Source organism: Pseudomonas sp. v388, from assembly GCF_003935425.1.
Lineage (GTDB): Bacteria > Pseudomonadota > Gammaproteobacteria > Pseudomonadales > Pseudomonadaceae > Aquipseudomonas.
In genome coordinates this window covers 321,454-348,448 of sequence record NZ_RHQN01000007.1, presented here as the reverse complement: position 1 = coordinate 348,448, position 26,995 = coordinate 321,454, and the positions used below count along the sequence as shown (strand labels likewise).

25 protein-coding genes are annotated in these 26,995 nt (G+C 61.2%); 20 read left to right on the top strand and 5 right to left on the bottom strand.

What is annotated here, in order from left to right:
• The 3 genes from EGJ27_RS24970 to EGJ27_RS18395 form a co-directional block, all read left to right on the top strand.
• Positions 1-222, top strand: a 222-nt coding sequence (locus EGJ27_RS24970; protein WP_218568060.1) for a hypothetical protein, incomplete at its 5' end; no start/stop codon positions are given.
• 140 nt (positions 223-362) lie between these two features.
• Positions 363-1,247, top strand: coding sequence for a threonine/homoserine exporter RhtA (rhtA, locus tag EGJ27_RS18400; protein WP_125832166.1), 885 nt, complete (start codon positions 363-365; stop codon positions 1,245-1,247).
• A 174-nt stretch (positions 1,248-1,421) separates the two neighbouring features.
• Positions 1,422-1,736 (top strand): hypothetical protein, encoded by a 315-nt coding sequence (locus EGJ27_RS18395; RefSeq protein ID WP_125832165.1) that lies wholly within the window; start codon positions 1,422-1,424, stop codon positions 1,734-1,736.
• A 21-nt stretch (positions 1,737-1,757) separates the two neighbouring features.
• Here EGJ27_RS18395 and EGJ27_RS18390 read toward each other — a convergent pair whose 3' ends face one another.
• Positions 1,758-3,566, bottom strand: a complete 1,809-nt coding sequence (locus tag EGJ27_RS18390) for an aminopeptidase P family protein (RefSeq protein WP_125832164.1) — start codon at positions 3,564-3,566, stop codon at positions 1,758-1,760.
• A gap of 58 nt (positions 3,567-3,624) precedes the next feature.
• Positions 3,625-4,797 carry a cysteine desulfurase family protein gene (locus EGJ27_RS18385; protein WP_125832163.1) on the bottom strand — a complete coding sequence of 391 codons (1,173 nt, stop codon included), beginning with the start codon at positions 4,795-4,797 and terminating at the stop codon, positions 3,625-3,627.
• 936 nt (positions 4,798-5,733) lie between these two features.
• Between EGJ27_RS18385 and EGJ27_RS18380 the strand changes: the two genes are divergently transcribed.
• The 16 genes from EGJ27_RS18380 to ssuE all read left to right on the top strand — a co-directional run bounded on the left by EGJ27_RS18380 (position 5,734) and on the right by ssuE (position 23,934).
• Entirely contained in the window at positions 5,734-6,528 is a 795-nt protein-coding gene (locus EGJ27_RS18380) for a hypothetical protein (RefSeq protein ID WP_125832162.1), read from the top strand.
• 44 nt (positions 6,529-6,572) lie between these two features.
• Positions 6,573-7,694: a DegT/DnrJ/EryC1/StrS aminotransferase family protein gene (locus EGJ27_RS18375; protein WP_125832161.1), complete on the top strand. Its 1,122-nt coding sequence runs from the start codon at positions 6,573-6,575 to the stop codon at positions 7,692-7,694.
• 4 nt (positions 7,695-7,698) lie between these two features.
• Complete coding sequence (locus tag EGJ27_RS18370; RefSeq protein WP_125832160.1) at positions 7,699-9,204, top strand: lipopolysaccharide biosynthesis protein; 1,506 nt, start codon at positions 7,699-7,701, stop codon at positions 9,202-9,204.
• A 3-nt stretch (positions 9,205-9,207) separates the two neighbouring features.
• Entirely contained in the window at positions 9,208-10,143 is a 936-nt protein-coding gene (locus EGJ27_RS18365) for a glycosyltransferase (RefSeq protein WP_125832159.1), read from the top strand.
• Positions 10,133-10,585: a low molecular weight protein-tyrosine-phosphatase gene (locus EGJ27_RS18360; protein ID WP_125832158.1), complete on the top strand. Its 453-nt coding sequence runs from the start codon at positions 10,133-10,135 to the stop codon at positions 10,583-10,585. Before EGJ27_RS18365 ends, EGJ27_RS18360 begins: the two co-directional genes overlap by 11 nt.
• A complete protein-coding gene (locus EGJ27_RS18355) occupies positions 10,586-12,802 on the top strand; it encodes a polysaccharide biosynthesis tyrosine autokinase (protein ID WP_125832157.1) in 2,217 nt (738 codons plus the stop codon).
• A gap of 53 nt (positions 12,803-12,855) precedes the next feature.
• Complete coding sequence (locus tag EGJ27_RS18350; RefSeq protein WP_125832156.1) at positions 12,856-13,644, top strand: WbqC family protein; 789 nt, start codon at positions 12,856-12,858, stop codon at positions 13,642-13,644.
• Positions 13,645-13,648: 4 nt separating this feature from the next.
• Positions 13,649-14,170, top strand: a complete 522-nt coding sequence (gene rfaH, locus EGJ27_RS18345) for a transcription/translation regulatory transformer protein RfaH (RefSeq protein WP_125832155.1) — start codon at positions 13,649-13,651, stop codon at positions 14,168-14,170.
• A 95-nt stretch (positions 14,171-14,265) separates the two neighbouring features.
• Positions 14,266-15,267, top strand: coding sequence for a glycosyltransferase (locus EGJ27_RS18340; RefSeq protein ID WP_125832154.1), 1,002 nt, complete (start codon positions 14,266-14,268; stop codon positions 15,265-15,267).
• Positions 15,264-16,511, top strand: coding sequence for a glycosyltransferase family 4 protein (locus tag EGJ27_RS18335; protein WP_125832153.1), 1,248 nt, complete (start codon positions 15,264-15,266; stop codon positions 16,509-16,511). The genes EGJ27_RS18340 and EGJ27_RS18335 overlap by 4 nt, the downstream gene beginning before the upstream one ends.
• Positions 16,512-16,642: 131 nt before the next feature.
• Entirely contained in the window at positions 16,643-17,938 is a 1,296-nt protein-coding gene (locus EGJ27_RS18330; protein ID WP_256672875.1) for a hypothetical protein, read from the top strand.
• 55 nt (positions 17,939-17,993) lie between these two features.
• Positions 17,994-19,109: a glycosyltransferase family 1 protein gene (locus EGJ27_RS18325; RefSeq protein WP_125832151.1), complete on the top strand. Its 1,116-nt coding sequence runs from the start codon at positions 17,994-17,996 to the stop codon at positions 19,107-19,109.
• Positions 19,110-19,180: 71 nt separating this feature from the next.
• Positions 19,181-20,404 (top strand): glycosyltransferase family 4 protein, encoded by a 1,224-nt coding sequence (locus tag EGJ27_RS18320; protein WP_125832150.1) that lies wholly within the window; start codon positions 19,181-19,183, stop codon positions 20,402-20,404.
• 12 nt (positions 20,405-20,416) lie between these two features.
• Entirely contained in the window at positions 20,417-21,826 is a 1,410-nt protein-coding gene (locus EGJ27_RS18315) for an undecaprenyl-phosphate glucose phosphotransferase (RefSeq protein ID WP_125832149.1), read from the top strand.
• Between the two features lie 161 nt (positions 21,827-21,987).
• Entirely contained in the window at positions 21,988-23,073 is a 1,086-nt protein-coding gene (locus EGJ27_RS18310; RefSeq protein WP_125832148.1) for a polysaccharide biosynthesis/export family protein, read from the top strand.
• A 279-nt stretch (positions 23,074-23,352) separates the two neighbouring features.
• Positions 23,353-23,934 carry an NADPH-dependent FMN reductase gene (ssuE, locus tag EGJ27_RS18305; protein WP_125832147.1) on the top strand — a complete coding sequence of 194 codons (582 nt, stop codon included), beginning with the start codon at positions 23,353-23,355 and terminating at the stop codon, positions 23,932-23,934.
• 178 nt (positions 23,935-24,112) lie between these two features.
• Here the strand turns inward: ssuE and EGJ27_RS18300 are convergent, their stop codons facing one another.
• The 3 genes from EGJ27_RS18300 to EGJ27_RS18290 form a co-directional block, all read right to left on the bottom strand.
• Positions 24,113-24,721, bottom strand: coding sequence for a LysE family translocator (locus EGJ27_RS18300; RefSeq protein WP_125832146.1), 609 nt, complete (start codon positions 24,719-24,721; stop codon positions 24,113-24,115).
• A 136-nt stretch (positions 24,722-24,857) separates the two neighbouring features.
• Positions 24,858-25,133, bottom strand: coding sequence for a hypothetical protein (locus EGJ27_RS18295; protein ID WP_125832145.1), 276 nt, complete (start codon positions 25,131-25,133; stop codon positions 24,858-24,860).
• A gap of 87 nt (positions 25,134-25,220) precedes the next feature.
• Entirely contained in the window at positions 25,221-26,111 is an 891-nt protein-coding gene (locus EGJ27_RS18290; RefSeq protein WP_125832144.1) for a LysR family transcriptional regulator, read from the bottom strand.
• A gap of 130 nt (positions 26,112-26,241) precedes the next feature.
• Between EGJ27_RS18290 and EGJ27_RS18285 the strand changes: the two genes are divergently transcribed.
• Positions 26,242-26,943 (top strand): CoA transferase subunit A, encoded by a 702-nt coding sequence (locus EGJ27_RS18285; RefSeq protein ID WP_125832143.1) that lies wholly within the window; start codon positions 26,242-26,244, stop codon positions 26,941-26,943.
• Positions 26,944-26,995 lie beyond the last annotated feature (52 nt).

The following is a 26,995-nucleotide window of genomic DNA, read 5'->3' as shown; positions in this document are numbered from 1 at the left end:
ACGTTTGCGTTGTTCGTCAGCGGGAGGCGAATTCTACAGCGTTACAACCGCGTGTCAAACTCTTTTTCCTCACCGCTGTCGATCAACCGGATCGACGCTGCCTCCTCGCTGACCTTCACTTCAAAACTCTTGCAACTCATTGAATCACAAGGCTTTTTCGTTTCCGTCTGCGCCGGAAGTGGGGCGAATTATAGAGAAACTAAATCGCCCGTCAAGCGGTAATTGAGATGGTTGGCAAAAGAGTTACGGTGTTGGGTTCCTCTATATAGAGGCAACCAGATTGCGCATTATATTGCCCAGCCCCGTGATCTGGCTCATCATGGTCGCGATCGCAATGGATTCACTGGACCCCTGCCCCCCCCATGACTGTCACTTCTCGTAAATCTTCTTCATTCATCTTCCCGCTTTGCCTGCTGATGATCGCCATGGCATCCATCCAGACCGGCGCATCGCTGGCCAAGAGTCTGTTCCCCCTTGTGGGTGCGCAAGGGACTACTACCTTGAGACTGGTTTTCGCCAGCCTGATCATGCTCGTTATCCTCAGGCCATGGCGTGCACGCCTGACTGCCAGGTCACTGCGCACGGTCGTAATCTACGGCATCGCCCTGGGCGGCATGAACTTCCTCTTCTATATGTCATTGCGCACGGTGCCGCTGGGCATTGCCGTCGCCCTCGAGTTCACCGGACCGCTCGCAGTCGCATTGGCCGCCTCACGCAAGGCGATCGATTTTGTCTGGGTGATCCTGGCCGCCATCGGCTTGTTCCTGCTCATCCCTGCCGGGGCATCGAGTGCGTCTCTCGATCCGGTCGGCGTCGGCTATGCATTGGGAGCAGGGGTTTGCTGGGCGGCATACATCCTGTTCGGCCAGAAGGCCGGTGCCGACAACGGCGTGCAGACCGCAGCCCTGGGCGTCATGATCGCTGCGATAGTGGTCGCCCCGATCGGTATCGTGCATGCCGGGCCGGCCTTGTTCGATCTGGCGCTGGTGCCGGTCGCGCTCGGCGTCGCCATCCTGTCTACCGCCCTGCCCTACAGCCTGGAAATGGTTGCTCTGACGCGCATGCCGGCACGCACATTCGGCACCCTGGCGAGTCTGGAACCCGTATTTGCAGCACTCTCAGGCATGGTCTTTCTGCACGAAGTGCTCACTCTGGTTCAGTGGCTGGCCATCGGGGCGATCATCGTAGCGTCGATTGGTGCCACCTTGAGCTCGGCAGGCAAAGCCCAACTGATGCCGGCTGACTGACCGGTCAGCCTGATAGACCTTACAAGGTGCTAGCATTTGTCTCGCCGTTGAGCCATGTTTAGCGCAGGCTCTTCCCGCTATCGAGATTGGCGGTACAGCCGTTGCATGACATGTAGATGAATACCGAATTATGGCCAGGCACTGGTTTTGAAAGATTGCCAGCTAAGGAAATGAATGAAATACATCTTTATTGCAATGGCGGTGCTGAGCATTGCAGGTTGCGCCGCGACCTCCAAGCCGATCAAGCAGGGCAAGCGTGGTATCCACATCAACTGTTCCGGCCTGTCATCGTCCTGGGACAAATGCTACACGCTGGCCACCAGTGCCTGCGAATCGCGGCGCTACAAGGTCATCGCCAAATCCGGGGATGCGGTGGAAGAGCCAGGCGATTATCCGTTCGGGCTCAATCCTGCGGGCTACACCAGCCGGAGCATGATCATCGTTTGCCGCAAAGCAGCGCCAGGGGTTGAAAACGCATCGCAGCCTTGAACTGCGATGCGCCAAGGTTTGTCAGATCGGCGCGGTGCGGGTCTGCAGCCAATCCAGCGCCGCCCCTTCCAGCAGTGGCGCCAGCCGCTCGCTGACCTCTGCGTGGTAGTCGTTCAACCAGCGTCGCTCTTCTTCGCTCAGCAGAGCCACCTCCAGGCAGCGAGTGTCGATCGGGCACAACGTCAGGGTTTCGAACTTCAGAAATTCGCCGAATTCGGTGTTGCCCGCCGGCTGGTTCATGACCAGGTTCTCGATGCGCACTCCCCAGCGGCCCGGACGGTAGGTTCCCGGTTCGATAGACGTGATCATGCCAGCACGCATGGCCGTGTGTGGCGCAGGCGCGGCCTGATAGGCGATGACTTGGGGGCCTTCATGCACGTTGAGGAAGTATCCGACGCCATGCCCGGTGCCATGTCCGTAGTTGACGCTGTCGGCCCAGATCGGCGCGCGCGCAATGGCGTCCAGCAGCGGCGACAGGATACCGTTGGGAAACTGCGCGCGGGACAGCGCAATAACGCCCTTGAGAACCCGGGTGCAGTCCTGCTTCTGTTCGGCGCTGGGGGTTCCGACCGCCACCATACGAGTGATATCGGTGGTACCACCCAGGTACTGGCCTCCGGAGTCGATCAACAACAGACCGTCGCCTTCTATTTGCGCGTGTTCGGCTTCGGTCGCGCGATAGTGAGGCATTGCCCCATTGGCATTGAAACCGGCAATCGTCGCAAAACTCGGTGATACGTATCCCGGCCGCCGTTCACGGGCCTGGGTAAGTTTTTCATCGATGGTCAGCTCGCTGATGGGTTCCTTGCCCGACGCGCTGTCCAGCCAGGCGAAGAACTCGCACAGCGCCGCCCCATCCTGTTCCATGGCCTGACGAATGTGCTGGGCATCGGTGTCGGTCTTGCAGGATTTGAACAGCGTGGTCGGGTTCAAACCTTCGACCAGCGTCACTTCACTGCCCAGGTAATCGAGCAGGCCGCATGTGACGCGGGCCGGGTCGATGAGCATTCGCGCCTCGCGAGGCACTGCCCGCAACGCCGCGCCGACCTGGGTGTACTCCAGCAGGATGACGCCGTCCTGTTCGAGACTGCGGCGTACCTCATCGCTGACCTTTTTCGAGTCGACGAACAAGGTCACGCTGTGCGGACCGATCAATGCAAAGGAAATGAATACCGGATTGTAGGAGACATCGGAACCGCGCAGATTGAAGAGCCAGGCGATGTCATCCAGGGTGGCGATGAAATGCCAGTCGGCTGCGCGCTCGGTCATGGTCTGGCGCAAACGGGCGAGCTTCTCGACCCGGGTAACCGAGGCTTGCGGCGCGCGGTGCTCGAAAATCGGATTGACCGGCAGCGCCGGACGGTCTGCCCACAATTCGGTGAGCAGATCCATGTCGGTACGCAGCCTGGCGCCGCGGGCGTACAGCTCGCTGGCCAGGGTCCGAGAAGAGGCCACGGCGAGCACGGCACCATCGACCGCCACCACGGTTTCTGCCCGCGACTGTTCGGCAAGCCACTCCAGCGGCCCTTGCTGGCCGGGTTGCAGCTTGACCAGCTCGATGCCGCTGCCGGCCAGCTCCTTGGTCGCCTGCTCCCAGTACCGGCTGTCTGCCCAGATACCTGCGAAATCCGGAGTGATGATCAGCGTTCCCACCGACCCCTGAAAGCCGGACAACCATTGGCGGCCCTGCCAGTAGCCTGGCAGATACTCGGATAAATGAGGGTCAGCCGACGGTACGAGGTACGCGTCGATCCGTTCCCGGCTCATGAGGGCGCGCGCTTGCGCCAGACGTTCGGCCGCCACTGCACCGGTTTTGGATTGCGTAATCATCGATTCTCCTGCTGACCCGAAATTTACCCCTTCGTCGGGTCAGATAATGGAGCACCTGTCACGACTGAGCAACCGCCCAGAAAGCCGGTGCCTTCACCGCAGCGCGAATCAGTTCGGCGGCACGGTCGATATCGGCTTCCAGCGTGTAGCGGCCCAGGCTCAGACGAATCGTTTGAGCGGCGGCCTGGGCCGTGTGGCCCAGCGCCAGTAATACATGCGAAGGCGCATTGCTGGCCGAGTTGCAGGCCGACGTGGATGAGAAGGCCAGGCCATGGCTCAACGCGCCGATATCAAGCACACCTTGAGTAAAGGTCAGGCTCAGCGTGTGGGGAATGCGCCGAGTGACGCTGCCGTTGATCCGGACCCCGGGAATCTGCGACAGATGTTCCACCAGCCGGCGATTGAGCCGCTCAATGTGCAGTGCCTCAGGTGCCAGGGTGTCGGCAGCAATCTCGAAGGCTTTGCCCATCCCGGCGATCTGGTGAGTCGCCAGGGTTCCGGAGCGCAAGCCCAGTTCGTGGCCGCCACCGTGAATCTGCGCCAGCACACGCTGCTCGGCACGCGGCCCGACATACAGTGCGCCGATGCCCTTGGGGCCGTAGATCTTGTGGGCCGACAGCGACATCAGGTCGACGGCCAGTCCGGACAGATTGATCGGCAGCTTGCCGGCGCCCTGCGCGGCGTCGACGTGAAACAAGGCACCATGCTCGCGTACCACGGTGCCGATGGCCGCGATATCGGTGACCGTACCCAATTCATTGTTCACCACCATCAGCGAGACCAGGAAGGTGTCGTCTCGTAACGCGTCGCGCACCGCAGCGGGGCTGATCAGGCCATCGGCATCCGGCGCCAGGTAGGTGACGTCGAACCCGTCCAGCTCCAGTTGTCGGGCAGTGTCGAGGATGGCCTTGTGTTCAATCTGGCTGGTGATGACATGCCCGCCACCGACACTGCGACGGCGGGCCTGCGCGGCACCCTTGAGTGCCAGGTTGTTCGACTCGGTTGCTCCCGAAGTCCAGACAATCTGCCCGGCCTGCGCGCCGATCAGTCTCGCCACCTGCGCACGAGCCTGCTCGACGGCAGCACGGGCATCACGCCCATAGCCATGAGAGCTGGATGCGGGGTTACCGAAGTTGGCCGAAACCCCCAGGCACTCGATCATGACCGGGATCACACGCTCGTCCACAGGCGTGGTTGCAGCGTAGTCAAAGTACAGCGCAGTGGTATTCATGGCTTCTCTCTCAACTGTCCGAGCCTTGGCAGCCTGGTCGCAGGCCTATCATGCACGATCTTGGTTAGAACCAAATATTATCAATGGATATTTATATATATCTTGGAGGTATATACGGCCTTGTAAACAGTGTGGTTCGTTCATCCTTCCGTCCGATAACGGAAACATTCTGGTCAGTCAACGAGACCAATAATGGATGAGCCGCCGCGGTGGACTGACAATACATTGGATATCCGAAAAATGGCCGACCGTCAGTACATGCCGGATTTCAAGGTAATTGCAAGTCTCGATAACGCTCTGTCCGCACGCCGAGCATCACGCTATTCAGACTTCCGTTTGCGCACGTCGGGCACACTACTGATCATCAAAGCGACACACGGCCATAACACTGAAAACTTGTAAAACCGCCTGAAAAACGTCATCGGGGCGCCTACGGGCAAGTGGTATTTTTTTGACTGTGTTGTAAATCAATGACTTAGAAAAGCGATGAAACCATTTATCAAAAACTTAACAGAAAGCTGACGAAATAATTTGACAGAATCCCACGCGCCACCAATATATATGCGTGTCAGACACCTCCTGGCCTGTACGCCACTGCCGAAGAGCAATGCGCAGGTAGTTGTCAGCCGTGACCCCTTTCCGTTGTGCCCTCGATGTTAGTTGTATCCACGGTGCTTTATTTGCGCCGGTGGATGTCTGTTGACTCTCTGAATTGCTGAATGACCGATACGTTCGGTGTGGCGGTAGCTTTGTCTGAAGCAAACCGGGCCATGCAGTACAGGTTCATGACGCTGTCGTGGGTAGCAACCAAACCGATGCACCAGCCTGGATCCGAGCGATTCGGGCGGTAGCGTGCCCGAGCTTCAAGCTGACCCATATACCAGGCAGCAGTATCGCTTTTGGTTTTTCGCCTCTCACGCCCCGAGGTGTAACTGAATGCCCATTCCGTCCGAGTTCAGTCCGCAGCAAATCCAAGATTTCGCAAGAGATATCGATACCCACGGTTTCGCCCGCCTGGAAGATGCCCTGAGTCCCGCCGACCTGGAGCAACTGCGTGCGTTCACTGACAGCCGGGCCGCCCACCATCCGGGCGAGTATTTTGCCTACCACGGCGAAACGGCCCTGGCCGAGAGCCTGCTGGCAAGCCTGTGGGCAGATTCGGCAATCAAGCAGTTACTGGCCGGTCTGTTCCGCCATGCAGCGGGTCGCACCAGCTCCAGCAGCCAGATATTCCCGGTCCTGCGCTGCGTTCAAGGCGACATAGGCCGGCGCGAGTCCAACTGCTTCCACTATGACGCCAGCCTGGTCACCGCACTGATCCCTATCTACATCCCGCAGGAAGGCCAGGAGTGCGGCGACCTGATGCTGTTTCCCAACCTGCGCAAGGTCCGCAGCAACGTCGTGTTCAACGTCATCGAAAAATCGGTGATGCAGAACCGCCTGGGACGCTGGGTGACCTGTCAGGCCATCGACAAAGGCTGGGCCAAGCCGCGCGTGCTCAAGCTTAAACCCGGCGATATCTATCTGTTCTGGGGATACCGGACCCTGCACGCCAACCAGCCCTGCAGCGCCGGGCTCAAGCGCGCAACCGCGATCCTGCATTACGGCGATCCCCACAGTGGCAGCACCGCCACCCGCGTGATTCTGGGGATCAACCAGCGACGCGCGGCACGCCGCAGCGCCCGCACCAACATTGCGCCTCCCGAAACCACACCCCGCCAGCAGCCATGACGCCTGACTGGCCATATCGATTCAACGCAGACAAGGAGGCTTCGATGATCAACGTAACCAAGACTTACCTGGGCGATATCGACAAGTTCCAGCGCTATGTCGAAGGCATTTACGCGCGTGGCTGGCTGACCAATCACGGTCCGCTGGTGGGCGAACTGCAGGACCGGCTCAAGGATTACCTGGGGGTCCGGCACATTATCCTGACCAATAACGGCACCCTGGCACTGCAGGTCGCCTATCGGGCGCTGGGCCTGACCGGCAGCGCGGTGACTACCCCGTTCAGCTTCGTGGCCACCACCAGTTCCTTGCAGTGGGAAGGGATCCGCCCGATCTTTGCCGACATCGACCCGCTGACCTGGAACATCTCGCCCCAGAACATCGAAAGCCGGATCGAAGAAGACACCACGGCCATCGTCGGCACCCATGTATTCGGCAACCCTTGCGCCGTGGACGCCATCGACCAGATCGCTCGCAAGCGCAACCTCAAGGTGGTCTACGACGGCGCCCATGCCTTCGCGGTGCGCCAGGGCGGCCAGTCGGTGCTCAACCGGGGCGACATCAGCACCCTGAGCTTCCACGCCACCAAGCTGTTTCACACCATCGAAGGCGGCGCGATCATCACCAACGATGACGAACTGGCGCGGCGCGCCTACCTGTTGTGCAACTTCGGCATTTCCGGCGTCGACAAGATCGACAGCATCGGCATCAACGCCAAGCTCAACGAGTTTTCCGCGGCCATGGGCCTGTGCATTCTCGACAATATCGAGAACATCCTCGAGGAACGGGCCGAGATCGCCCACCGCTATACCTCGCGGCTGGAAAACTATCTGGATCTGCAACAGCCCGAGGCCGACAGCCAGCTCAACCACAGTTATTACCCGGTTGCCCTGAGCGATGAGCAGCAGCTGTTGCAGGCCCGCACCGCACTCAACGCCCGCGGCATCAACCCGCGCCGTTACTTCTACCCGTCGCTGGACACGCTGGAGTATCTGCAACCGCAACCCGCGCAGCCGGTCTCCCGCGCCCTGAGCGAGCGAGTGCTGTGCCTGCCGATCTATCCAGGCTTGCAGCCCGAAGACCAGGAACGGGTCATCCACACGCTGATCGAGGAATGCAGCCTGAATAACCTGAGCTATCAGGCGCCTGCACCGGCGCAGGTCGTATAACGCCATGCCCAATAAAGCGTCCGTCATCCGCAATACGGCCCTGAATTACCTCGGGCAGGCTTATGTCCTGCTGGTGGGCATTCTGATCATGCCGTTCTATCTGGTGCATCTGGGGGCCGAGGCCTACGGCCTGATCGGTTTTTTCGCGGTCATGCAAGCCTGGCTGCAATTGCTCGATGCCGGGCTGTCACCCAGCCTGGTGCGCGCTGTGGCCCATCAGCAGGGCGAACCTGCGGCGCGGCGCAACCTGGGTCGCCTGTTGCGCTCGTTCGAGATCATTTTCCTGCCGCTGGCGGGCGCAGCCTGTATCGGGATCTACCTTGCCAGCCCGTGGATCGCCGTGCATTGGCTGAACGCTCAGGCACTGGAACCGCAGACCTTGATCAACTGCATCGGCCTGATGGGGGCGGTGGTTGCCCTGCGGTTGTATTCGACGCTTTACAAGAGTGGCATCCAAGGGTTGGAACAACACGGCTGGCTCAACGGCGTCAATGTGTTCATCGCCACGCTGCGCTATTTCGGCGGCCTGTTGCTGGTCAGCCTGTATTCCCAGGACCCGCAGGATTTCTTCGAATTCCAGGTGCTGATCGGCTTGATCGAAACCCTGATATTCGCTGTCCGCGCCTGGCGGCAGATGCCGGCCGGTCGCTGGCTGACCGGCTTCGACTGGCAGCTGGTCAAGCCGATCCTGCCCTTCGCCGCCAGCATGTCGCTGACCGCCGTGCTGTGGATCGTGCTGACCCAGTTGGACAAAGTGCTGTTGTCCGAGCAGCTGCCGTTGGACCAGTACGGCTACTTCTCGCTGGTGGCGTTGATCACCACCGGCATCCTGATGCTGACCAACCCGCTGGTCCAGGCGCTGCTGCCACGGTTGACGGTCTTGATCGCCGAAGGTCGCCATCAGGACATGCAGTCGCTGTTCCTGCAGGCCAACCGGTTCACCTGCACCTTTCTGTTCCCGCTGGCCGCCATCGTCGCCATGCATGCCGAGCCGCTGATTTATGCCTGGACGGGCGATCAGGCCGCAGCGCAGTGGAGCCGCTCGGTGCTGCCGTGGTACGCGCTGGGCAGCGCGATCATGGCGGCCAGCGCATTTCAGTTCTATCTGCAATACGCCTACGGGCAGATGCGCCTGCATGTCTGGTACAGCGTGATTTCCGCGCTGATCACCGTGCCGGTGATGATTCTGGCCATTCGTTATCAAGGAGCCTATGGCGCCGCACTGGCCTGGTTTTTCCTGCGTGCCGTGTCGTTCGCGGTATGGCCGATGATCGTGCATCAACGCCTGGCGCCGGGCATCCACGGGCAGTGGTTGCGCGATGTGCTGCGCATCATCGCCATGACTGCCGTCGGCGCAGTGGTCAGCACACCGGTCCTGCACCTGATCGCCGGCCAGAGCCGGGCCAGCGTGTTGCTGGGGCTGGCAGCCGGCGGCCTGATCACCCTGTTGCTGGTCGCGGCGAGTTACAAGCCTCTGGCCCTGAAGATCTACATCAAACCGAGTACCTGAGCCATGGATGCCACTGCAACTATCGCAAGCAAACGCCCGCCGCAACCGCCGCTGCTGAGCATCGTGTGCCCGGCCTACAACCAGGAAGCGTTCGTCGCCCAGACGCTGGACGGTTTCCTGTCCCAGCAGACCAGCTTCAGCTACGAAATCCTGATCAACGATGATGCGTCCACCGACAACACGGCACGCATCATCGCCCAGTACGCCGAGCGCCATCCGGACATCATCCGCCCGTTCTACCAACAGGTTAACCAGTACCGCCTGGGCAAGCCCTGCGTACCCAACCTGTTTGCCAAGGCGCGTGGACGCTACATCGCCTACTGCGAAGCGGACGACTACTGGACCGACCCGCGCAAACTGCAGCTGCAAGTGGACTTTCTCGAAAGCCACCCTGACTACGTGCTGACCTACCACGACGCCATCGCCTTCGATGCCAACGGTCAGTACGGCGTGCAGTTGCAAGGCAAGTTGCGTGGCGATGCCACCGCGCTCGAGCTGCAAAAGGCCCGGCCGATTTCGACCCTGACCACCTGCTTTCGCAATCTGTTCTGCAGTATGCCGCCGGAGTTGCAGATGGAAGTCGCGCCGCTCAACGACCTGTGCTGGTGGTCGCTGCTCGGCGCCCACGGCAAGGGCAAGTTCATGGCCGAGATCAAGCCGGCGGCGTATCGCCTGCACCCCGGCGGGATTTTTTCCATGCGCAGCGACAAACGCAAATTGCACATGAGCCTGCAAACCTGCTCCAGCCTGGCCAACTACTACAACCGCCTGGGCAATCAGGAGTTGTACGAATACTTCCTGATGCAAGCGGTCGAGCTGTCGCTGTCGGCGCTGGCGCCCAGGCACAAGATCCAGACCCTGCTGATGGTGGCGCGCAACTTCACCGTCAACCTGAGCAGGCGTCTGATGTCGGTGGTCGGCAGACCCCATGTTCAGTGACGTACTGGTGGTCTGCATCGGCAACATCTGTCGCAGCCCGATGGCTGAAGCGCTGCTGCGTCATCGGCTCAAGGCGTCCGGCGTCCGGGTGCATTCGGCCGGGATCGGCGCGGTTCCCGGCACCCCGATGGACCGCTTCGCCCAAGAGGTGTTGCAGGCGCATCAGGTGCCGATGCGCTCCCATGCGGCGCGGCGCGTGGATCGAGGGCTGCTGCGCCAGGCCGAGCTGATCCTGCTCATGGAGCAGGCGCATCTGGTGAATATTTTCCAGCTGGCGCCCGAAGCGCGCGGCAAAACGTTTTTGATCGGCCAATGGCAACACCCGTCCGAAATAGCCGACCCCTATCGGCGACCCAAGTCAGCCTTTGAACAGACCTTTGATCATCTGTCGAGATGTGTCGATGACTGGCTTCCTTATCTTCAGTCCGGAGAAACAAGATAAATGACCGTCATGAACCGTTCCTCACTGGATTACTACCAGGACACCCGGGTCGATTTGGCAACTATCTTGCGTGTGTTGTTCGACCACAAAGGCTTGATTTTCAGTATCGTCGGCCTGTTTTTCCTGGTCGGTGTGGCCTACGCGATTCTGGCCACGCCGATTTACCAGGCCGACGCCATGATCCAGATCGAGCCCAAGAAAGTCGGCATCGAAGGCACTCCGGAGGTCAACAACAAGCCGATGTCGGTGTCCCAGGCGACCACCGAAATCGAGCTGATCAAGTCCCGCGCGCTGCTGGGCAAAGTCGTCGACGACCTCAAGCTCAACATCGTGCAGAAGCCCGACCTGTTCCCGGTGATCGGGCCGTACCTGTACCGCACGTTCAGCCCTGAACATGAAGGCGCCCTCGCCGAGCCGTGGCTGGGCATGGATCAGTACGCCTGGGGCGGCGAGCGCATCGACGTGTTCCAGCTCGAAGTGCCGGAGCAACTGCTGGGGGAAAACCTCACCCTGGTGGCGGGCAAGGCCGGTGCCTTCTCGATCTACGACAAGGACCGCACCCTGCTGCTGAGCGGCACCACCAACCGGGTGGTCGAGGGCAATGGCCTGAAAGTGCAGATCGCCCGGCTGATCGCACGGCCCGGCACCGAGTTCACGCTGACGCGGCTGCGCACCCTGAATGCCGCACTGGACTATCAGAACCGCCTGAAAATCAGTGAAGCGGGCAAGGATTCCGGGATCATCTACCTGTCTCTGGAAGACGCCGATCCGGATCGCGCCAACCACATCCTCAATGAAGTCAGCCGCCTCTATGTGCGCCAGAACGTCGAACGCAGCTCCGCCGAAGCGGCGCAGCGCCTGGAATTCCTGCGCTCGCAACTGCCCATGGTGCGCAAGCAGCTGGAAGCGTCGGAAACGGCCCTGAACAATTTCCAGACCAGCGCCAAGTCGGTGGATCTGAGCATCGAGACCAAGGGTGTGCTGGATCAGGTGGTCAAGCTTGATTCACTGCTGTCCGAACTCAAGCTCAAGCGCGTTGAAACCGAGCGCCTGTATACCCCGGAACACCCGACCTATCGCGGCCTGCTGAACCAGATGAGCCAGCTGGAACAACAGAAACAGGGGCTTTTGAAGAAAATCGAATCCCTGCCCCAGACCCAACAGGATCTGCTGCGTCTGACCCGCGACATGCAGGTCACCAGCCAGACCTACACCCTGATGCTCAACAAGAGTCAGGAGCAGGACATTCTGCGTGCCGGCAGCATCGGCAACGTGCGAGTGATCGACAACGCCGACACCAACGTCGAAAAACCGGTCAAGCCGATGAAGAAGCTGACCGTGCTGTTCGCCACGCTGCTGGGCATGCTGGTGGCGGTGATCATCATCTTCGTGCGCCAGGCCTTTTCACGCGGCGTCGAAAGTGCCGAGCTGATCGAGAACATCGGCATGCCGGTCTACGCGGCGCTGCCCTACTCCCGCCAGCAGGACCGCCTGGAGAAAAACGCCAAGAACAGTGCGGCGAAAAATGTGCCCACGCTGCTCAGCCTTGCCGAACCCAACGAGCTGGCCGTGGAATCGCTGCGCAGCCTGCGCACCAGCCTGCATTTCGCCATGCTTGAGGCGCGCAACAACGTGCTGATGATTTCCAGCCCCACGCCCGGCGCCGGCAAGTCGTTCGTCTCCAGCAACCTGGCGGCGATCATCGCCCAGACCGGCAAGCGGGTATTGCTGATCGACGCCGACATGCGCAAGGGCTACCTGCACCGGGTATTCGGCCTGCATCCCAAGCACGGGCTGTCCGACACACTGGCCGCACGCCTCAAGCCTGCCGACGTCATCAACCACACCCAGATCCGCCACCTGGACTTCATCTCCTGCGGCTTCGCGGCGCCCAACCCGTCGGAGCTGCTGATGCATGACAACTTCAACAAGATGCTCACCGAACTCTCGCCGCTGTATGACCTGATCCTGATCGACACCCCGCCGATCCTGGCGGTGACCGACGCGACCCTGGTCGGCCGCCAGGCCGGGACCTGCCTGCTGGTGGCGCGTTTCGGCCTGACCACCATCAAGGAGATCGAGGCCAGCAAACGCCGGCTGGGACAGAACGGCATCCTGATCAAAGGCGCCATTTTCAACTCGGTGGTGCGCAAGGCTTCCACCTCCGATTACGACTGCGCCACCTATGGCTACAACTACCACCCTGTTCGCAAATGAACAGGCGCGGCTGATCACTTTCACTCACGCCCGCCATCCACATGGAGCTCAACATGGCCCGGACCATAGCAATGATGCAGCCGTACCTTTTCCCTTACCTGGGGTACTTCCAACTCATCGCCGCGGCGGATGTGTTCGTCCTGGGAGACGACCTGCAGTTCATCCGTGCCGGCTGGGTGAATCGCAACCGGATTCTGAGCAATGGGCAAGCCCGGTTGATTACGTTCCCGCTCAAGAAGGATCACTTCGAACTGCCGATCATGCAGCGTCAGTTGATCGAAGGCTTCCCGGACGAGGCCGCGCGAATCATCAATCTGATTCGCCAGAATTACCGCAAGGCGCCGTTCTTCGCCGAGGTGATGCCGTTGCTCGAAGGGCTGATCCGCTTCCCGCAACTGAACCTGGCGCGTTATGCGGAACACAGCCTGCGTGAGTTATGCGCCTATCTGCAGATCAGCACGCCTATCCTGCGCGGTTCGGACATCGCCCTGGAGTCCTGCACCGACAAACAGGACCGGGTCATCCGCATCGCCCACGCCCTGTCGGCCACCACCGTGCTCAATTCCATCGGCGGCCTGGAGCTTTACGACCGTGATCACTTCGCCCGCAACGGCCTGTTGCTGCGGTTTTTCAAGATGGACACCATCGAGTACCAGCAATTCGCGCACCCCTTCGTGCCTCATCTTTCGATCATCGACGTGCTGATGTTCAACAGCGTCGAACGCATCCAGGAGCTGCTCACGTTCTGCAATGCCAACGAAGGCGCTGCAGCGAATGACGCTTTCATGCGGGTCAAGACCGATCAGGTCACGACCTATCTGCCGCACCTGGCCGTGGAGTAACGACATGTCTTTATATGACAACCCCGCTCGCTGGTATCTGATCCAGACCAAGCCTCGCCAGGAAGCCCGGGCACAGGAGCATCTGCAGCGTCAGCATTTCGAATGCTATCGCCCGCTCAAGTCCGACGCTGCCAGGCGGCGCGGTGCACGGCCGCACGTCGAAGAAGAGCTGTTCCCCGGCTATCTGTTCATCCGCATGGATCAACTGCACGACAATTGGTACCCGATCCGCTCGACCCGCGGCGTGGCCCGCATCGTCACCTTCGGCGGGCATCCGGTGCCGGTCCAGGACGAGCTGATCGAACAGATCCGCCAGCGCCTGGCCGCGCCGATGCCCACGCAACGGGTGGTGTTCACCCAAGGCGAACTGGTCAGGATCAATGCCGGCGGGTTTGGCGATGTGGAAGCGATCTTCCTCGCCGCCGACGGTACCGAACGCGCCGTGATCCTGCTCAATCTGTTGCAGCGCCAGCAGAAAGTCGTGCTGCCGATGAGCAGCCTGGTGCGCATGCAAGCCCACGCCTGAAGTGCCGGCGCCGACCCGGCTCAGCTCGTTGCGCGAGCGTGAACCGGACCGGCGCCGCCGGCCTGGCCACAGACAACCCTGGACGGACCCTCACCATGACCCAACGAACTTCCCTGGTGACGCTCACCTATGGTGACCGTTTCAACTACCTGCACACACTGGTCAGTCGCTCGCTGGAAAGCCCGCTGATCGATCGGGTGATCATCGTCAGCAACGCATCGGTCGCTCCGCTGCACACCCTGAGCGAGAAGTGGCCGGGTCAGGTGCAGGTGATCTACCTGGAGCACAACACCGGCTCGGCCAATGGCTATTCGGTGGGCATCCAGGCCGCGCTGGACGCAGGAGCCGACTACATCTGGCTGATGGATGACGACAACGCGCCGACCATCAACGCCATCGAAGTCCTGCACCAGCATCTGCACCAGCGGGAACAGATCGACGGCCAGGAAAACGCTGCGGTGCTCGGCTTTCGGCCCACGCACCAGGCCGATATCGCAGCAGGCGTGCCGGAACGGTTCGCGATCCAGCGCCGCTCCAGTTTCTTCGGTTTCCACATCGCTCAATTACCGTACAAGATCTGGCGCCGCCTGCCGTGGGGACGACCGCAAGGCACCGGCGGCACCCCGCAGATGGTGCAACTGCCCTTCGCCACCTACGGCGGGCTGCTGGCCCACCGCAACCTGTACAAGAAGATCGGCCTGCCGCTGGACGCCCTCAAGCTCTATGCCGACGACAGCGAGTACACCTGGCGTATTACCGCCAACGGCGGGCGGATTTTCCTGGTGCCCGAGGCGTTGCTCGATGATCTGGAAGATTCCTGGAACATCAAGGCACGCACCGGCAATGTCTACGAAAGTTTCCTGCTGGGCGGCTCGGACCTGCGCGCCTACTACGGTGCGCGCAACCAGGCCTGGTTCGACAAGAACGTCTGGGCCTCGTCGCCGCTGATCTACGGCCTCAACCGCTGGATGTTTTTCCGCCTGCTGCGCCTGATCGCCAAACGTTGTGACGCCGGCCCACGCCTGAGCCTGATCGAGAACGCCATCCGCGATGGCGAAGCCGGTGTGCTCGGCCTGAACAGGTCCTACCCGCTATGAAAATTCTCTTCATCAGCAGTCTCTACGCACCCGATATCGGCGGCGGCGCCGAAGTCATCCTGCAACGCACCGTCGAGGGTCTGCAACGACGCGGCTACCAGGTCGCCGTGCTGGCAACCGCCGGGCAGCCGGGCCTGCACATGAACGCCGTGAACCAGATCAAGGTCTACCGCGCCGGCCTGCACAACCTCTACTGGCACTTCACGGCCCAGCGCCCCGGCCGCCTGGCTCGCCTGGGCTGGCACCTGCGTGATCGCTACAACCACAGCATGCGCGATTATGTGAAAGACGTTCTGGAACTGGAGCGCCCCGATCTGGTGGTGTGCCATAACCTCACCGGCTGGTCGGTGTCGGCCTGGGACGAAGTCGCTGCCGCCGACCTGCCCATGGTGCAAGTGCTGCATGACATGTACCTGCTGTGCCCCAGCAGCACCATGTTCAGGAAAGGCCACAGCTGCCAGCAGCAATGCGGGCTGTGCGCGCGTTTTCGCAAGGGCCATGACGAACGCTCGGCGCGGGTCGACACGGTGGTAGGCGTCAGCCGCTACATGCTCGACACGCTCAAGGCCAACGGTTACTTCCAGGGCAGCCGCGGCTATGTCGTGCACAACGCCAGTCCCTACTCGGCACCCGGGCTCATCGCCTCCAGCGCGAACGCCGCCGATCCGGATCAGGCGCCGCTGCGCTTCGGCTACCTGGGCACTCTGTCCGAGCCCAAGGGCGTGGGTTGGCTGATCGAGCAATTCCAGCACCTGCCGTGTGACGCGACCCTGCAGATTGCCGGACGCGGCCAGCTGGAAGACGAACGTAAGTTCAAGGCCATGGCCAAGTCGCCGAATATCAGCTTCGTCGGTTATCAGAAGCCCGAAGAGTTCTACAGCCAGATCGACGTCGCCATTGTGCCGTCCATGTGGAACGAACCCTTTGGCATGGTGGCGGTGGAAGCCTGCGCCCACTCGCGGCCGGTGATCGCCAGCCGTATGGGCGGCCTGACCGAAATCATCCAGGACCAGTTCAACGGCCTGTTATGCAGCCCGGACGATCCGGATTCGCTGGGTGTGGCGATGCTCAAGCTGCATCAGCAGCCGCAACTGCTGGCGCGCCTCAGCGCCCAGGCCCGCGGCAGCGTGGCCTCGCTGCTCAACCTGGACCTGATGCTCGACCAATACGAAAGCATTTTCGCCCAGACCCTGCTCGACCGGGTCGCGCTGCCGGGAATGCAGCCGCTGTCAAACCCGGTCTGAGCGCCGCCGCTCCCGTCACTGCAGTGAACTCCATCGGCCCGTGCCCCTACTGAGCAAGCGCTCCGGACCGTGCCTCTTCATTGAGACAATACATGCTTAAGCAACCCGCGCGCCGATGGCGCCGAATCCTCATGGCTCTGCTGCTGAGCTTGTGGTGGGGCCTTCCGGCATCGGGCGAAGAGGCTTTCATCATCGGGGTCGACACCCATCTGATGAACACCAATGGCGCTTCGGCCCTGGCTCTGAAACTGTTGGAAGAAGCCGGCGTCGGTTCGGTCCGGGACGATGCCTACTGGACCAGCGTCGAACCCCGACGCGCGGCCCTGCGCATTCCCCCGTCCTGGCAGGCGTACCTGAGCAAGGCCCGGGAACACCGCGTAAGACCGCTGCTGGTCCTGGGCTACGGCAGCCCGTTCTATGAAAACTACGCCAAGCCGCGCCAGCCGCTGGTGCGCCAGGCGTTCGGCAACTATGCAAGTTTCGTGGCCAGGGAGCTGGCCGACAGCGTGGATCTGTATGAGATCTGGAATGAGTGGGACCGGGAAAACCCCATCGATGCCTGGGCCAGCAAAGACTACAGCAACCTGGTCGAGGAAACCGTCGCCCGCTTGCGCCAGCAGCGACGGCCGATCACGGTGCTGGCCGGTGCGGTCACCAGTCTGGGCATGGACCTGGGCTTTGCCGACCGGCTGATCCAGAACGGTACGTTGGATCACGTCGACGGGTTGTCGCTGCATCCGTATGTGCATTGCCGGCATGACCAGCGCCATACCCCGGAGCGCTGGATTGCCTGGCTGCGCTGGATCAATGCCGACCTGCGCGCCCTGGCCGCACGCCCGGTGCCGTTGTACCTGACCGAAATGGGCTGGCCGACCAATACCGGCAAATGCGGGATCAGCGAACGCACCCAGGCGTCCTTTCTGGCGCGCAGTTTTTTCCTCGCCCGGACGGTGCCTGACATCCGCGGGCTGTGGTGGAACGGCCTGGTGGACACCGGTGCCGACCTGAGCGATCCGCAGCAGAATTTCGGCCTGCTCAGGCAGGACATGAGCGCCAAGCCGGCGTTCCTGACCCTCAAGGCGATCAGCACGACGCTGCGCGAATACGACTACGACGCCAGGAAAAGCCGCGAACTGGACTCCACCTACCTGCTGCGTTTCAGTCGCGGCTCGGACCAGATTTTGGTGGCCTGGACCACCGGGCAGCCGGCGCTGACCCACATCGAAGCCACCAGCGTGCAGCGCGGCAACGTGCAGTTGATCGATACCGGCCAGGCCGACCGAGGCCTGTTCGAAACCGAGGTTCCCTGGACCTGCAACGACGCCCGTTGCTCGGCCCAGGTGCCCATCGATGAGTTTCCAAAAATCATCAGCCTGGGCACACGCCCGGCGCTGTTCGCCACACAAGAACAAGCGGCCAGGCCATGACGTCCAGACAGAGCCCGCACGACAACTTCAACCGTAAGCTTGCAGGATGCGCCCGATGATCTTCATCAATTCACGTTTTCTGACCCAGAACATCAGTGGGGTCCAGCGATACGCCGAGCAAATGTGTCTCTCACTCAAGAAACTGCGCGACGACATCGTGTGCGTCGCACCTCACGACATCAAACGGCTTGAAGCAGCCAAGGCACTGGATGTGCAATGCATCGGCCGCAACCGGGGCCATCTCTGGGAGCAACTCGATCTGCCGCTGTACCTGAGGCGGCGTGGCAACCCGCTGCTGATCTCGATCAGCAGCACCGGACCGATGTTCTACCGCAACCAGGTAGCAACCCATCACGACATCAATTACGTGCGCTATCCGCAAAGCTACACCCGGATCTTCAGGCTCGCCTACCGCACCATCACACCGATCCTCGCCTCTCGTGCCAAGACCGTGATCACGTGCAGCAACTTTTCCCGAGGCGAGATCTCGCGTTTCTACGGCATCGACGAAAAGAAGTTTCTGGTACTGCCCGCAGCAGTCAGCGAAGGCTTTCGCGCACGAACGCCAAAGCCCGACGGCGTGCAGTACCTGCTGGCCGTCTCGTCACCTGCCGCGCACAAGAACTTCAACCGCATGATCGAGGCGTTCCTGAGTTTGCGCGGTTTTCCTGACTTGCAACTGCATATCGTCGGTGCCGCCACGCACATCTTCGCCAACCCCGATCTGCAGCGCCTGGCCTGCCGCGACCCGCGCATCCGGTTTCTGGGACACCTGAGCGATGCCGAGCTGATCGAGCAGTACCAGGGTGCGGCGGCGTTCGTTTTTCCGTCGCTCTATGAAGGATTCGGCATTCCGCCACTGGAAGCCCAGGCCTGCGGCTGCCCGGTGCTGGCCGCCAACGCGGCCTCGATTCCCGAAGTGCTGCAAGCCAGCGCGCTGTATTTCGATCCGCTGGACGTGCGGCACATGGCGGCCGCCATGCAGCGCGTGCTGACCGATCAACCGCTGCGTGAGGCGCTGCGGCTGCATGGCCTGAACAACGTGGAGCGCTTTTCCTGGGACCTTTCGGCCCAGCGCCTGTCGCAGCGCCTCGATGCACTGCTGGAAACCAAGGCCGCCACCAGCGCCAAGGTTACCGCCGCCACCCAATCCCCACCCAGCAAACCCTGACCCATACAGCAACGCCAAGTCGCGACCTGCCGCGCCTGAAGTAGAGCGAGCCTTTACCGCAAGGAACTTCAATGAGAATTGCAATCGTCCACGACTGGCTGGTGACTTATGCCGGCGCCGAACGCGTACTGGCTTCACTGATCCGCATCTGGCCCGAGGCGGACCTGTTCGCCGTTATCGATTTTCTCAGCGATCAGGACCGCAAGCATCTGGGCGGCAAAGTCGCGAAGACGACCTTCATCCAGAACCTGCCCGGCGCGCGCAAGCGCTACCAGCGTTATCTGCCGTTGATGCCGCTGGCCATCGAACAGCTGGACCTGTCCGGCTACGACCTGATCATCAGCAGCAGCCACGCCGTGGCCAAAGGCGTGTTGACCGGTCCGGATCAGCTGCACGTCAGCTACGTGCATTCGCCGATCCGCTACGCCTGGGACCTGCAGCACCAGTACCTGCTGGAGTCGGGGCTGGCGACGGGATTGAAAGGCAAGCTGGCGCGCATGCTGCTGCATTACATCCGCATGTGGGACCAGCGTACCTCCACCGGTGTGGACGCCTTCATCGCCAACTCGCGTTTCATCGGCGCGCGCATTTCCAAGGCTTATCGGCGTGAATCCACGGTGATCTATCCGCCGGTCGACACCTTGGCCTTCACCGCCCAGGGGCCGCGCCAGGACTACTACTTCACCGCCTCAAGGCTGGTGCCCTACAAGCGCATGCCGATGATCATCGAAGCGTTCGCCGCCATGCCTGACAAGCGCCTGGTGATGATCGGCGACGGCCCGGACATGGACAAGGCGCAGGCCATTGCCAGCCATGCGCCCAACGTCACTCTGCTGGGTTTCCAGCCCGCAGCGGTGTTGCTTGAGCACATGCGTGCGGCCAAGGCGTTCGTGTTCGCCGCCGAGGAAGACTTCGGCATCAGCCCGGTCGAGGCCCAGGCCTGCGGCACGCCGGTGATCGCCTACGGCAAGGGCGGGGTTCTGGAAACGGTACACGGCCTGGATCACCCGCAGCCCACTGGCGTGCTTTACCAGGAGCAGACCGTGGCGTCGCTGATCGCCGCGGTGACCGAATTCGAGGCCGCACAGGCGCGCATCACCGCGCAGGCGTGCCGGACCAATGCCGAGCGGTTCTCCATTTCGCGCTTCGAGCAGGAAATCAAAAGCTTTGTCGACCACCGCCTGGCGGCCGCTCACCTGGCACGCATGCCGTCCCAGCACTGGGTAGCGCACACGACAGCCGAGCTGATCGACGGCGAGCTGTCGCCCCGAGTCGTTCCCATCAAATCCGTTTGAGCGAGCTTCTTCATGCGCACTTCCGTTCGCGGCATTCTTCACGCACATCAATCGGCCCTTTCGGTCGCGCACCGCCTGCTGGACCTGACGGTAATCGTCCTGACCGGCTACTGGCAGAGCAGTGAGTCGCCGCTGAGCAGCGCCGAGAACTGGTTTCAGATCATTCTGGCGGTGCTGGTCTTCCACTGGATCAGCGAATTTCATCAGCTGTACGGCTCCTGGCGCGGCGAGCGCATCACCCGGGAACTGACCAAGGTCTTCAACTACTGGGCGCTTACCTTCGTCATCCTGCTGTCGGTGGACTATCTGCTGCTCAATCACGAGCAGATGCCCAATGACGGCCAGATGACCTGGTTTGCCCTGGTGCTGGCGGTGCTGTGCGGTTACCGGATGCTGATTCGTCAGGTGCTGCATGGCCTGCGCCGCCAGGGTTTCAACACCCGGCGCGTAGCGATCGTCGGCACCGGCCAGGTCGGCGCACGGCTGGCGCAGTCGATTTCCGGCGCTCCCTGGATGGGCCTGAACCTGCTGGGCTTCTACGACACCGAGCCCCAGCAGACGGACATCGAAGCGCAAGGCCGGCGGATACCGGTGCTCGGCGATCTCGAACAACTGGTGGTCGACGCCCGCGAAGGTCGCATCGACAAGATCTACATCACCCTGGCGTTCAGCGCCGAGCCGCCTCTGCGGGAACTGATCACCGGGCTGTCGGACACCACCGCGTCGGTGTACCTGATCCCGGACGTGTTCATGTTCGAACTGCTGCATGCCCGCAGCGAGAGCATCAACGGCCTGGCGAGCATCAGCATTTTCGATTCGCCCATGGACGGCGCCTGGAGCCTGGTCAAGCGCGCCGAAGACATTCTGTTGTCGAGCCTGATCCTGGTGCTGATCGCCTTGCCGCTGGTGGTGATCGCCGTGGCGATCAAGCTGACGTCTCCCGGGCCTGTGCTGTTTCGCCAGCGCCGCTACGGGCTGGACGGCCGGCCCATCGAGGTGTGGAAATTCCGCAGCATGAGCGTTCAGGAAAACGGCGCCGAAGTGCGCCAGGCCACCCGCAACGATTCACGGGTCACACCGCTGGGCGGCTTTCTGCGCCGCACGTCGCTGGATGAACTGCCGCAGTTCTTCAATGTGCTGCGCGGCGACATGTCCATCGTCGGCCCGCGGCCCCATGCGGTGGCGCACAACGAGCAATACCGCAAGCAGGTCAGCGGCTACATGCTGCGCCACAAGGTCAAGCCGGGGATCACCGGCTGGGCGCAGATCAATGGCTGGCGCGGCGAAACCGACACCCTGGACAAGATGCGCAAACGCGTGGAATTCGACCTGGAATACATCGAGCACTGGTCGATCTGGCTGGACCTGAAAATCATTCTGTTGACGCTGTTCAAAGGCTTCCTGAACAAGAACGCCTTCTGAATTCTCCGTTTCCTGACCAGCAATTTCCGGGATTCCGTGCCCGGAGGGAGGTATGTGCGCACGTTGAAAACACACACAGAGACGCCGATCGGTGTTGGAAAAAAGGGATGCAACGAAATCATTGCGGTGCCAGGTGCACCTTTCAGGAAGGAACACTCACTATGAAGCGAACCCTAGTTGTCACTCTGCTCTCAAGCCTGATCCTGCAGGGCTGTGCCTTTGCCCCCGGTCAACACATGACCTCGGGCGATGTCACGACGACCGATCCGGACGAACCCAAGGCGCAGCTGGTCGACATCACGCCCAAGAGTCTGCTGCAACAGCACCAGCGTGCGGCCGATGCCAATAGCCTGCCGGCCGAACTGCTGGCCTACAAAACGCCTGAATACGTGGTCGGGCCTGGCGATACCCTGCTGGTGACCGTGTTCGAGCATCCCGAGCTGACCGCTCCAGGCTCTCAGGACCAACTCGACGCCAACACCCGCGAAGTGTTGAGCGACGGCACGATGTTTTTCCCCTACGTCGGTCGCATCCGCGCCGGCGGCAAAACCGTGAGCCAGATTCGCGAGCAACTGCGCATGGGGCTGGCGCCGCAATACACCGAGGTCAAGGTGGACGTGAAAGTGCTGCGCTACAACAGCCAGCGCGTGCTGCTGTCCGGTTCCTTCAAGACGCCGGGGCCGCAATCGATCACCAATATTCCGCTCAGCCTGGTGCAGGCGGTCAGTACTGCGGGGATCGACCTGACCGATGCCAACCTGGCGGGGCTGACACTGCGCCGCGATGGGCGCGACTACCTGATCGACATCGACTCGCTTAACCGCAAGGGTTCGCAGTTGAGCAGGATCTTCCTCAAGGATGGCGACTACCTGCACCTCAACAGCAATTCCAAGAACAAGATCTACGTGCTGGGTGAAGTGCGCAACCCGCAGGTAATCTCGTTCGGCACCACCAGCGTGACGCTGCTCGAAGCGCTGGGCAACTCCGGCGGTCTGAGTCCGGACAGCGCTGACGGTGACCGGGTTTATGTGATTCGCGGCGCCGAAAACTATGCCAATGCGACCTCCACGGTCTACCACCTCAACGCTGAAAAGCCTACCGCCTACCTGCTGGCCGGTCAGTTCCAGCTCCAGGCCCAGGACGTGGTGTTCGTAGGCCCGGCCAACATCACCCGATGGAGCCGGTTCATCAGCCAATTGCTGGGTTCGGCCAGCGTCGTGCAGACCGGTGCCGCGTTCCGCAACTGATTCACCTGTGCTCCATGACTCCCTGCAACCTGTCGTCTGCGGGGATTTTTTTGTCCGCGATTTGCACATCTGTTGCGTGAGCAACAGTCCAGCGGTGTTGGCCGGGCAACAGTTGCAAGTGTTGCCAAGGCAACAGCGATTCAGCAATTACGCGTCTGACCAACAGTCCGCCCCCGACAGCCCCGGCGTGAATGACGCCTGTATCGAGCTGTGGCTGGGTAATGCGGGAGTGGCACGCAAGCTGCTTTGCAGGTTTACGCTCATCGCAAGGAATTACGCATGCTCGTCGTCTCGCTTTCAGGAAGTCCGTCGCTCAAGTCTCGTTCAGGGGTGGTCCTGGCCCATGCCGGCCAGTGGTTGCAGAATCAGGGCGTAACGGTGACGTCCCTGCGCATTCGTGATTTCAATGCCGAGGATCTGTTGTTCGCTCGGTTCGACAGTCCGCAGGTGCTGGATTTCATCGAAGCGGTCAGGCAGGCCGATGGTCTGTTGATCGCTACGCCGGTGTACAAGGCTTCATTTTCAGGCGCCTTGAAAACCTTGCTGGACCTGCTTCCCGAGCGCGCGCTGCACGGCAAGGTGGTACTGCCGTTGGCGACCGGTGGCAGCATGGCGCATATGTTGGCGGTGGACTATGCGCTCAAGCCGGTGCTCTCGGCGCTCAAGTCGCAGGAGGTGCTGCATGGGATATTCGCAATCGACAGTCAGATCAGCTACGGCGACAACGCACAAGGCGGCGATCTGGACGACATCCTGACCGAACGGTTGCATGAGGGTCTGGAGCATTTTTTCCTCGGCCTGCAGCACCGACTTCGCGCCCGTAATAAATCGACGGGGGGGCATTTGCAGTTGGCGTTGTAATCCGGGGGCATTCCGCTTCGCCAGAGAAGGCACCCCTTTGCTCGAACCGTGCTGATTGGGGCATCTCGGTTATCAGGGTGTCCGGGCGTAAAAGGCGGAACCCGCCGACCAGCCAACCCAGGAACAGACAGGCGCCAGTTAGCCCCTTCGCCAGCACGCTGCTGCAGGGGTCGCTGCCTCAGTGATTCACAAACAATGGATACAACGAAGCCACCAGCAAAAACGCCATGACCCCATTGAACACCCGCAGGCGCAACGGATGCCGCAGAACGTTGCGCAACAAACTGCCGAAACCGGCCCAGATCCCCACGCTCGGCAGGTTGATCAGCGCAAACACCGCTGAAATGACCACCACATTGGTGAAATAACCCTGCATCGGCGTATAGGTGGTGATCGCGCCGATCGCCATGATCCACGCCTTGGGATTGACCCACTGAAACAGCGCTGCGCCGAAGAAGCCCAACGGCTCGCCACGGCTTTTGTCCGAATCCGACGCCGGGCCCGACGTAGCGATCTTCCACGCCAGGTACAACAGATAGGCCGCGCCCACGTAACGCAGGATCGTATACAGCAAAGGCCAGGCTTTAAACGCACTCCCCAGGCCGAAACCCACGCCCAGCACCAGCAGGAAAAACCCCACCGAGATACCCAGCATGTGCGGAATGGTACGGCCAAAACCGAAGTTGACCCCTGATGCCAGCAGCATCATGTTATTCGGGCCAGGTGTGACGGAAGTAACGAACGCGAACAGCGCGAACGCCAGCAGAAGATCGAGTGAAAGCGACATGTTGCAGTCCAGACAGTCATAAGGGCAGGCCTTCACACTATCGAAGCAACACTGTGAAACACACGGACAGTTGAGCGAAACTTTCAGCCGTACAGTTTTCAGAATGAATCAAACGCAGAGTACTGTAACTGCCGCCTCAGCTCTGGGGCGAGCGCAGCAACTCGCCACTGTCGGCACTGACTTCACCCTGATCATCGAACTGACGGGGTTGTTGAATCTGGGGGTTGGCCAGCAGTTGCGCCTTGCGAGCATGGTATTCCTCGAAGGACAAACCCCGACGGTTCAGGTCTTCCAGCGCCAGCTGGCGGGTTTCTTCGGCGGTGTAAGGGCGCTGCTCAACGGCGTGATGGGTAGAACAGCCGGAGATAACAGCGATGGACACAAGCAAGGCGGTGGCGACGAGACGTTTCATGGGAGCCTCCTGGCGGGCTTCGATTCGGGAATGAAGCAAGGTTAATCCCGACCTTCGCGCAGCAGAAATCACCCAAGGTGATAGTGGTTATCGGCGTTCCCGAGCGAACTCGATGAGCACATCGCGCAACGCCTGCGCGGCCGCCGACAGTTTGTGATCGGCCAGCATCGTCAGGCCAATACGCCGCTCGATGCGCGGCTCCACCAGCGGCACACAGGCGGCACCCAGTTCCTGCATCTGCTCGATGCACAGCGACGGCACGGCGCTGACACCCAGACCGTTGGCGACCATGCGGCCGATGGTGGATAACTGATGACTCTCGAAGGCCACGGACAATTTCCCGTGCCGCGCCAGGATGGCCTGCTCCAGCAATAGCCTCACGGCGGACGGTCGTTGCAGGGCGATGAAGTCTTCGCCCAGCAGCTCGCTCCAGCTCACCTCAGCCCGGTGCGCCAAGGGCGAATCGGCGGCGACCACCGCGACGAAACGGTCCATGTAGAACGGCGTGAACAGCAGCGCATTGCTTGATTCGGGCTCGAAGCCGATGCCCAGTTCCACCCGGCGATGGCGGACCATTTCCAGCACTTGCTCGTTGATGACGTCATGCACGGCGACGTTGACCCGCGGGTAGCGACCACGAAATACCTTGAGCGCGCCCGGCAGCAGGTTGCCGGCAAAGGATGGCATTGCAGCTACCGACACCTTGCCCATCTGCAGGGTGAAGCGTTGGCGCAGCAGCTCTTCGGTATTGTCCCAGTCGGCCAGCAACTGGCGCGCCAACGGCAACAGGGTTTCGCCCTCGGGGGTCAGCGCCACGTTGCGGGTGGTGCGGGTCAACAGCTGGCCACCCAGATCGTCCTCCAGGCTTTTGACCGCCAGGCTCAGGGCCGGTTGCGAAAGATGCAGTCGCTCGCCGGCCTGGGCGAAACTCAGGCATTCGGCGACCGCCAGAAAAGCACGCAGCTGCTTGACGTTCATATATTTGTTTGTCTTATCAATCCATCAGAAAAACAAAATTAACAAATCATTGAGCGCGGGAGAAGATGCCAGCAACGCTACCTGCCGTCAGCCTTGCTGACGGCCCACCAATAATAAAGGGCGGATGATCATGGCTGGACTCGACAAACGCGTGGCAACCTACCAAGAGGCCCTTGCCGGGCTGACCGATGACATGACAGTGCTGTGCGGCGGCTTCGGCCTGTGCGGAATCCCGGAAAACCTCATCGCCGAGATCAGGCGCATGGGCATTCGCGGATTGACGGTGGTGTCCAACAACTGCGGTGTCGACGGCTTCGGCCTGGGCATCCTGCTGGAAGACCGGCAGATTCGTAAGATGGTCTCGTCTTACGTCGGCGAAAACGCCCTGTTCGAACGTCAGCTGCTCAGTGGCGAACTCCAGGTCGAACTCACTCCCCAAGGCACCCTGGCCGAAAAACTGCGCGCCGGTGGCGCCGGTATTCCCGCGTTCTACACCGCCACCGGCTACGGCACGCCCGTGGCAGAAGGCAAGGAAACGCGCCAGTTCAACGGCCGCAACTACATTCTGGAAGAAGCCATCACCGGCGACTTCGCGCTGATCAAAGGCTGGAAAGCCGATCATTTCGGCAATGTCATCTACCGCCATACCGCGCAGAACTTCAACCCGGTGGTCGCCACCGCAGGCCGCATCACCGTGGTCGAAGTCGAGGAAATCGTCGAACCCGGCGTTCTGCTGCCCACCGAGATACACACTCCCGGCATTTATGTCGACCGGGTGATCCAGGGCACCTTCGAGAAGCGCATCGAACAGCGCACTGTTCGGAAATCCTGAACGCCGCGCGCCTGCAGCGTCGGCAACGGCAGATAACAACAAAAGAGATTCC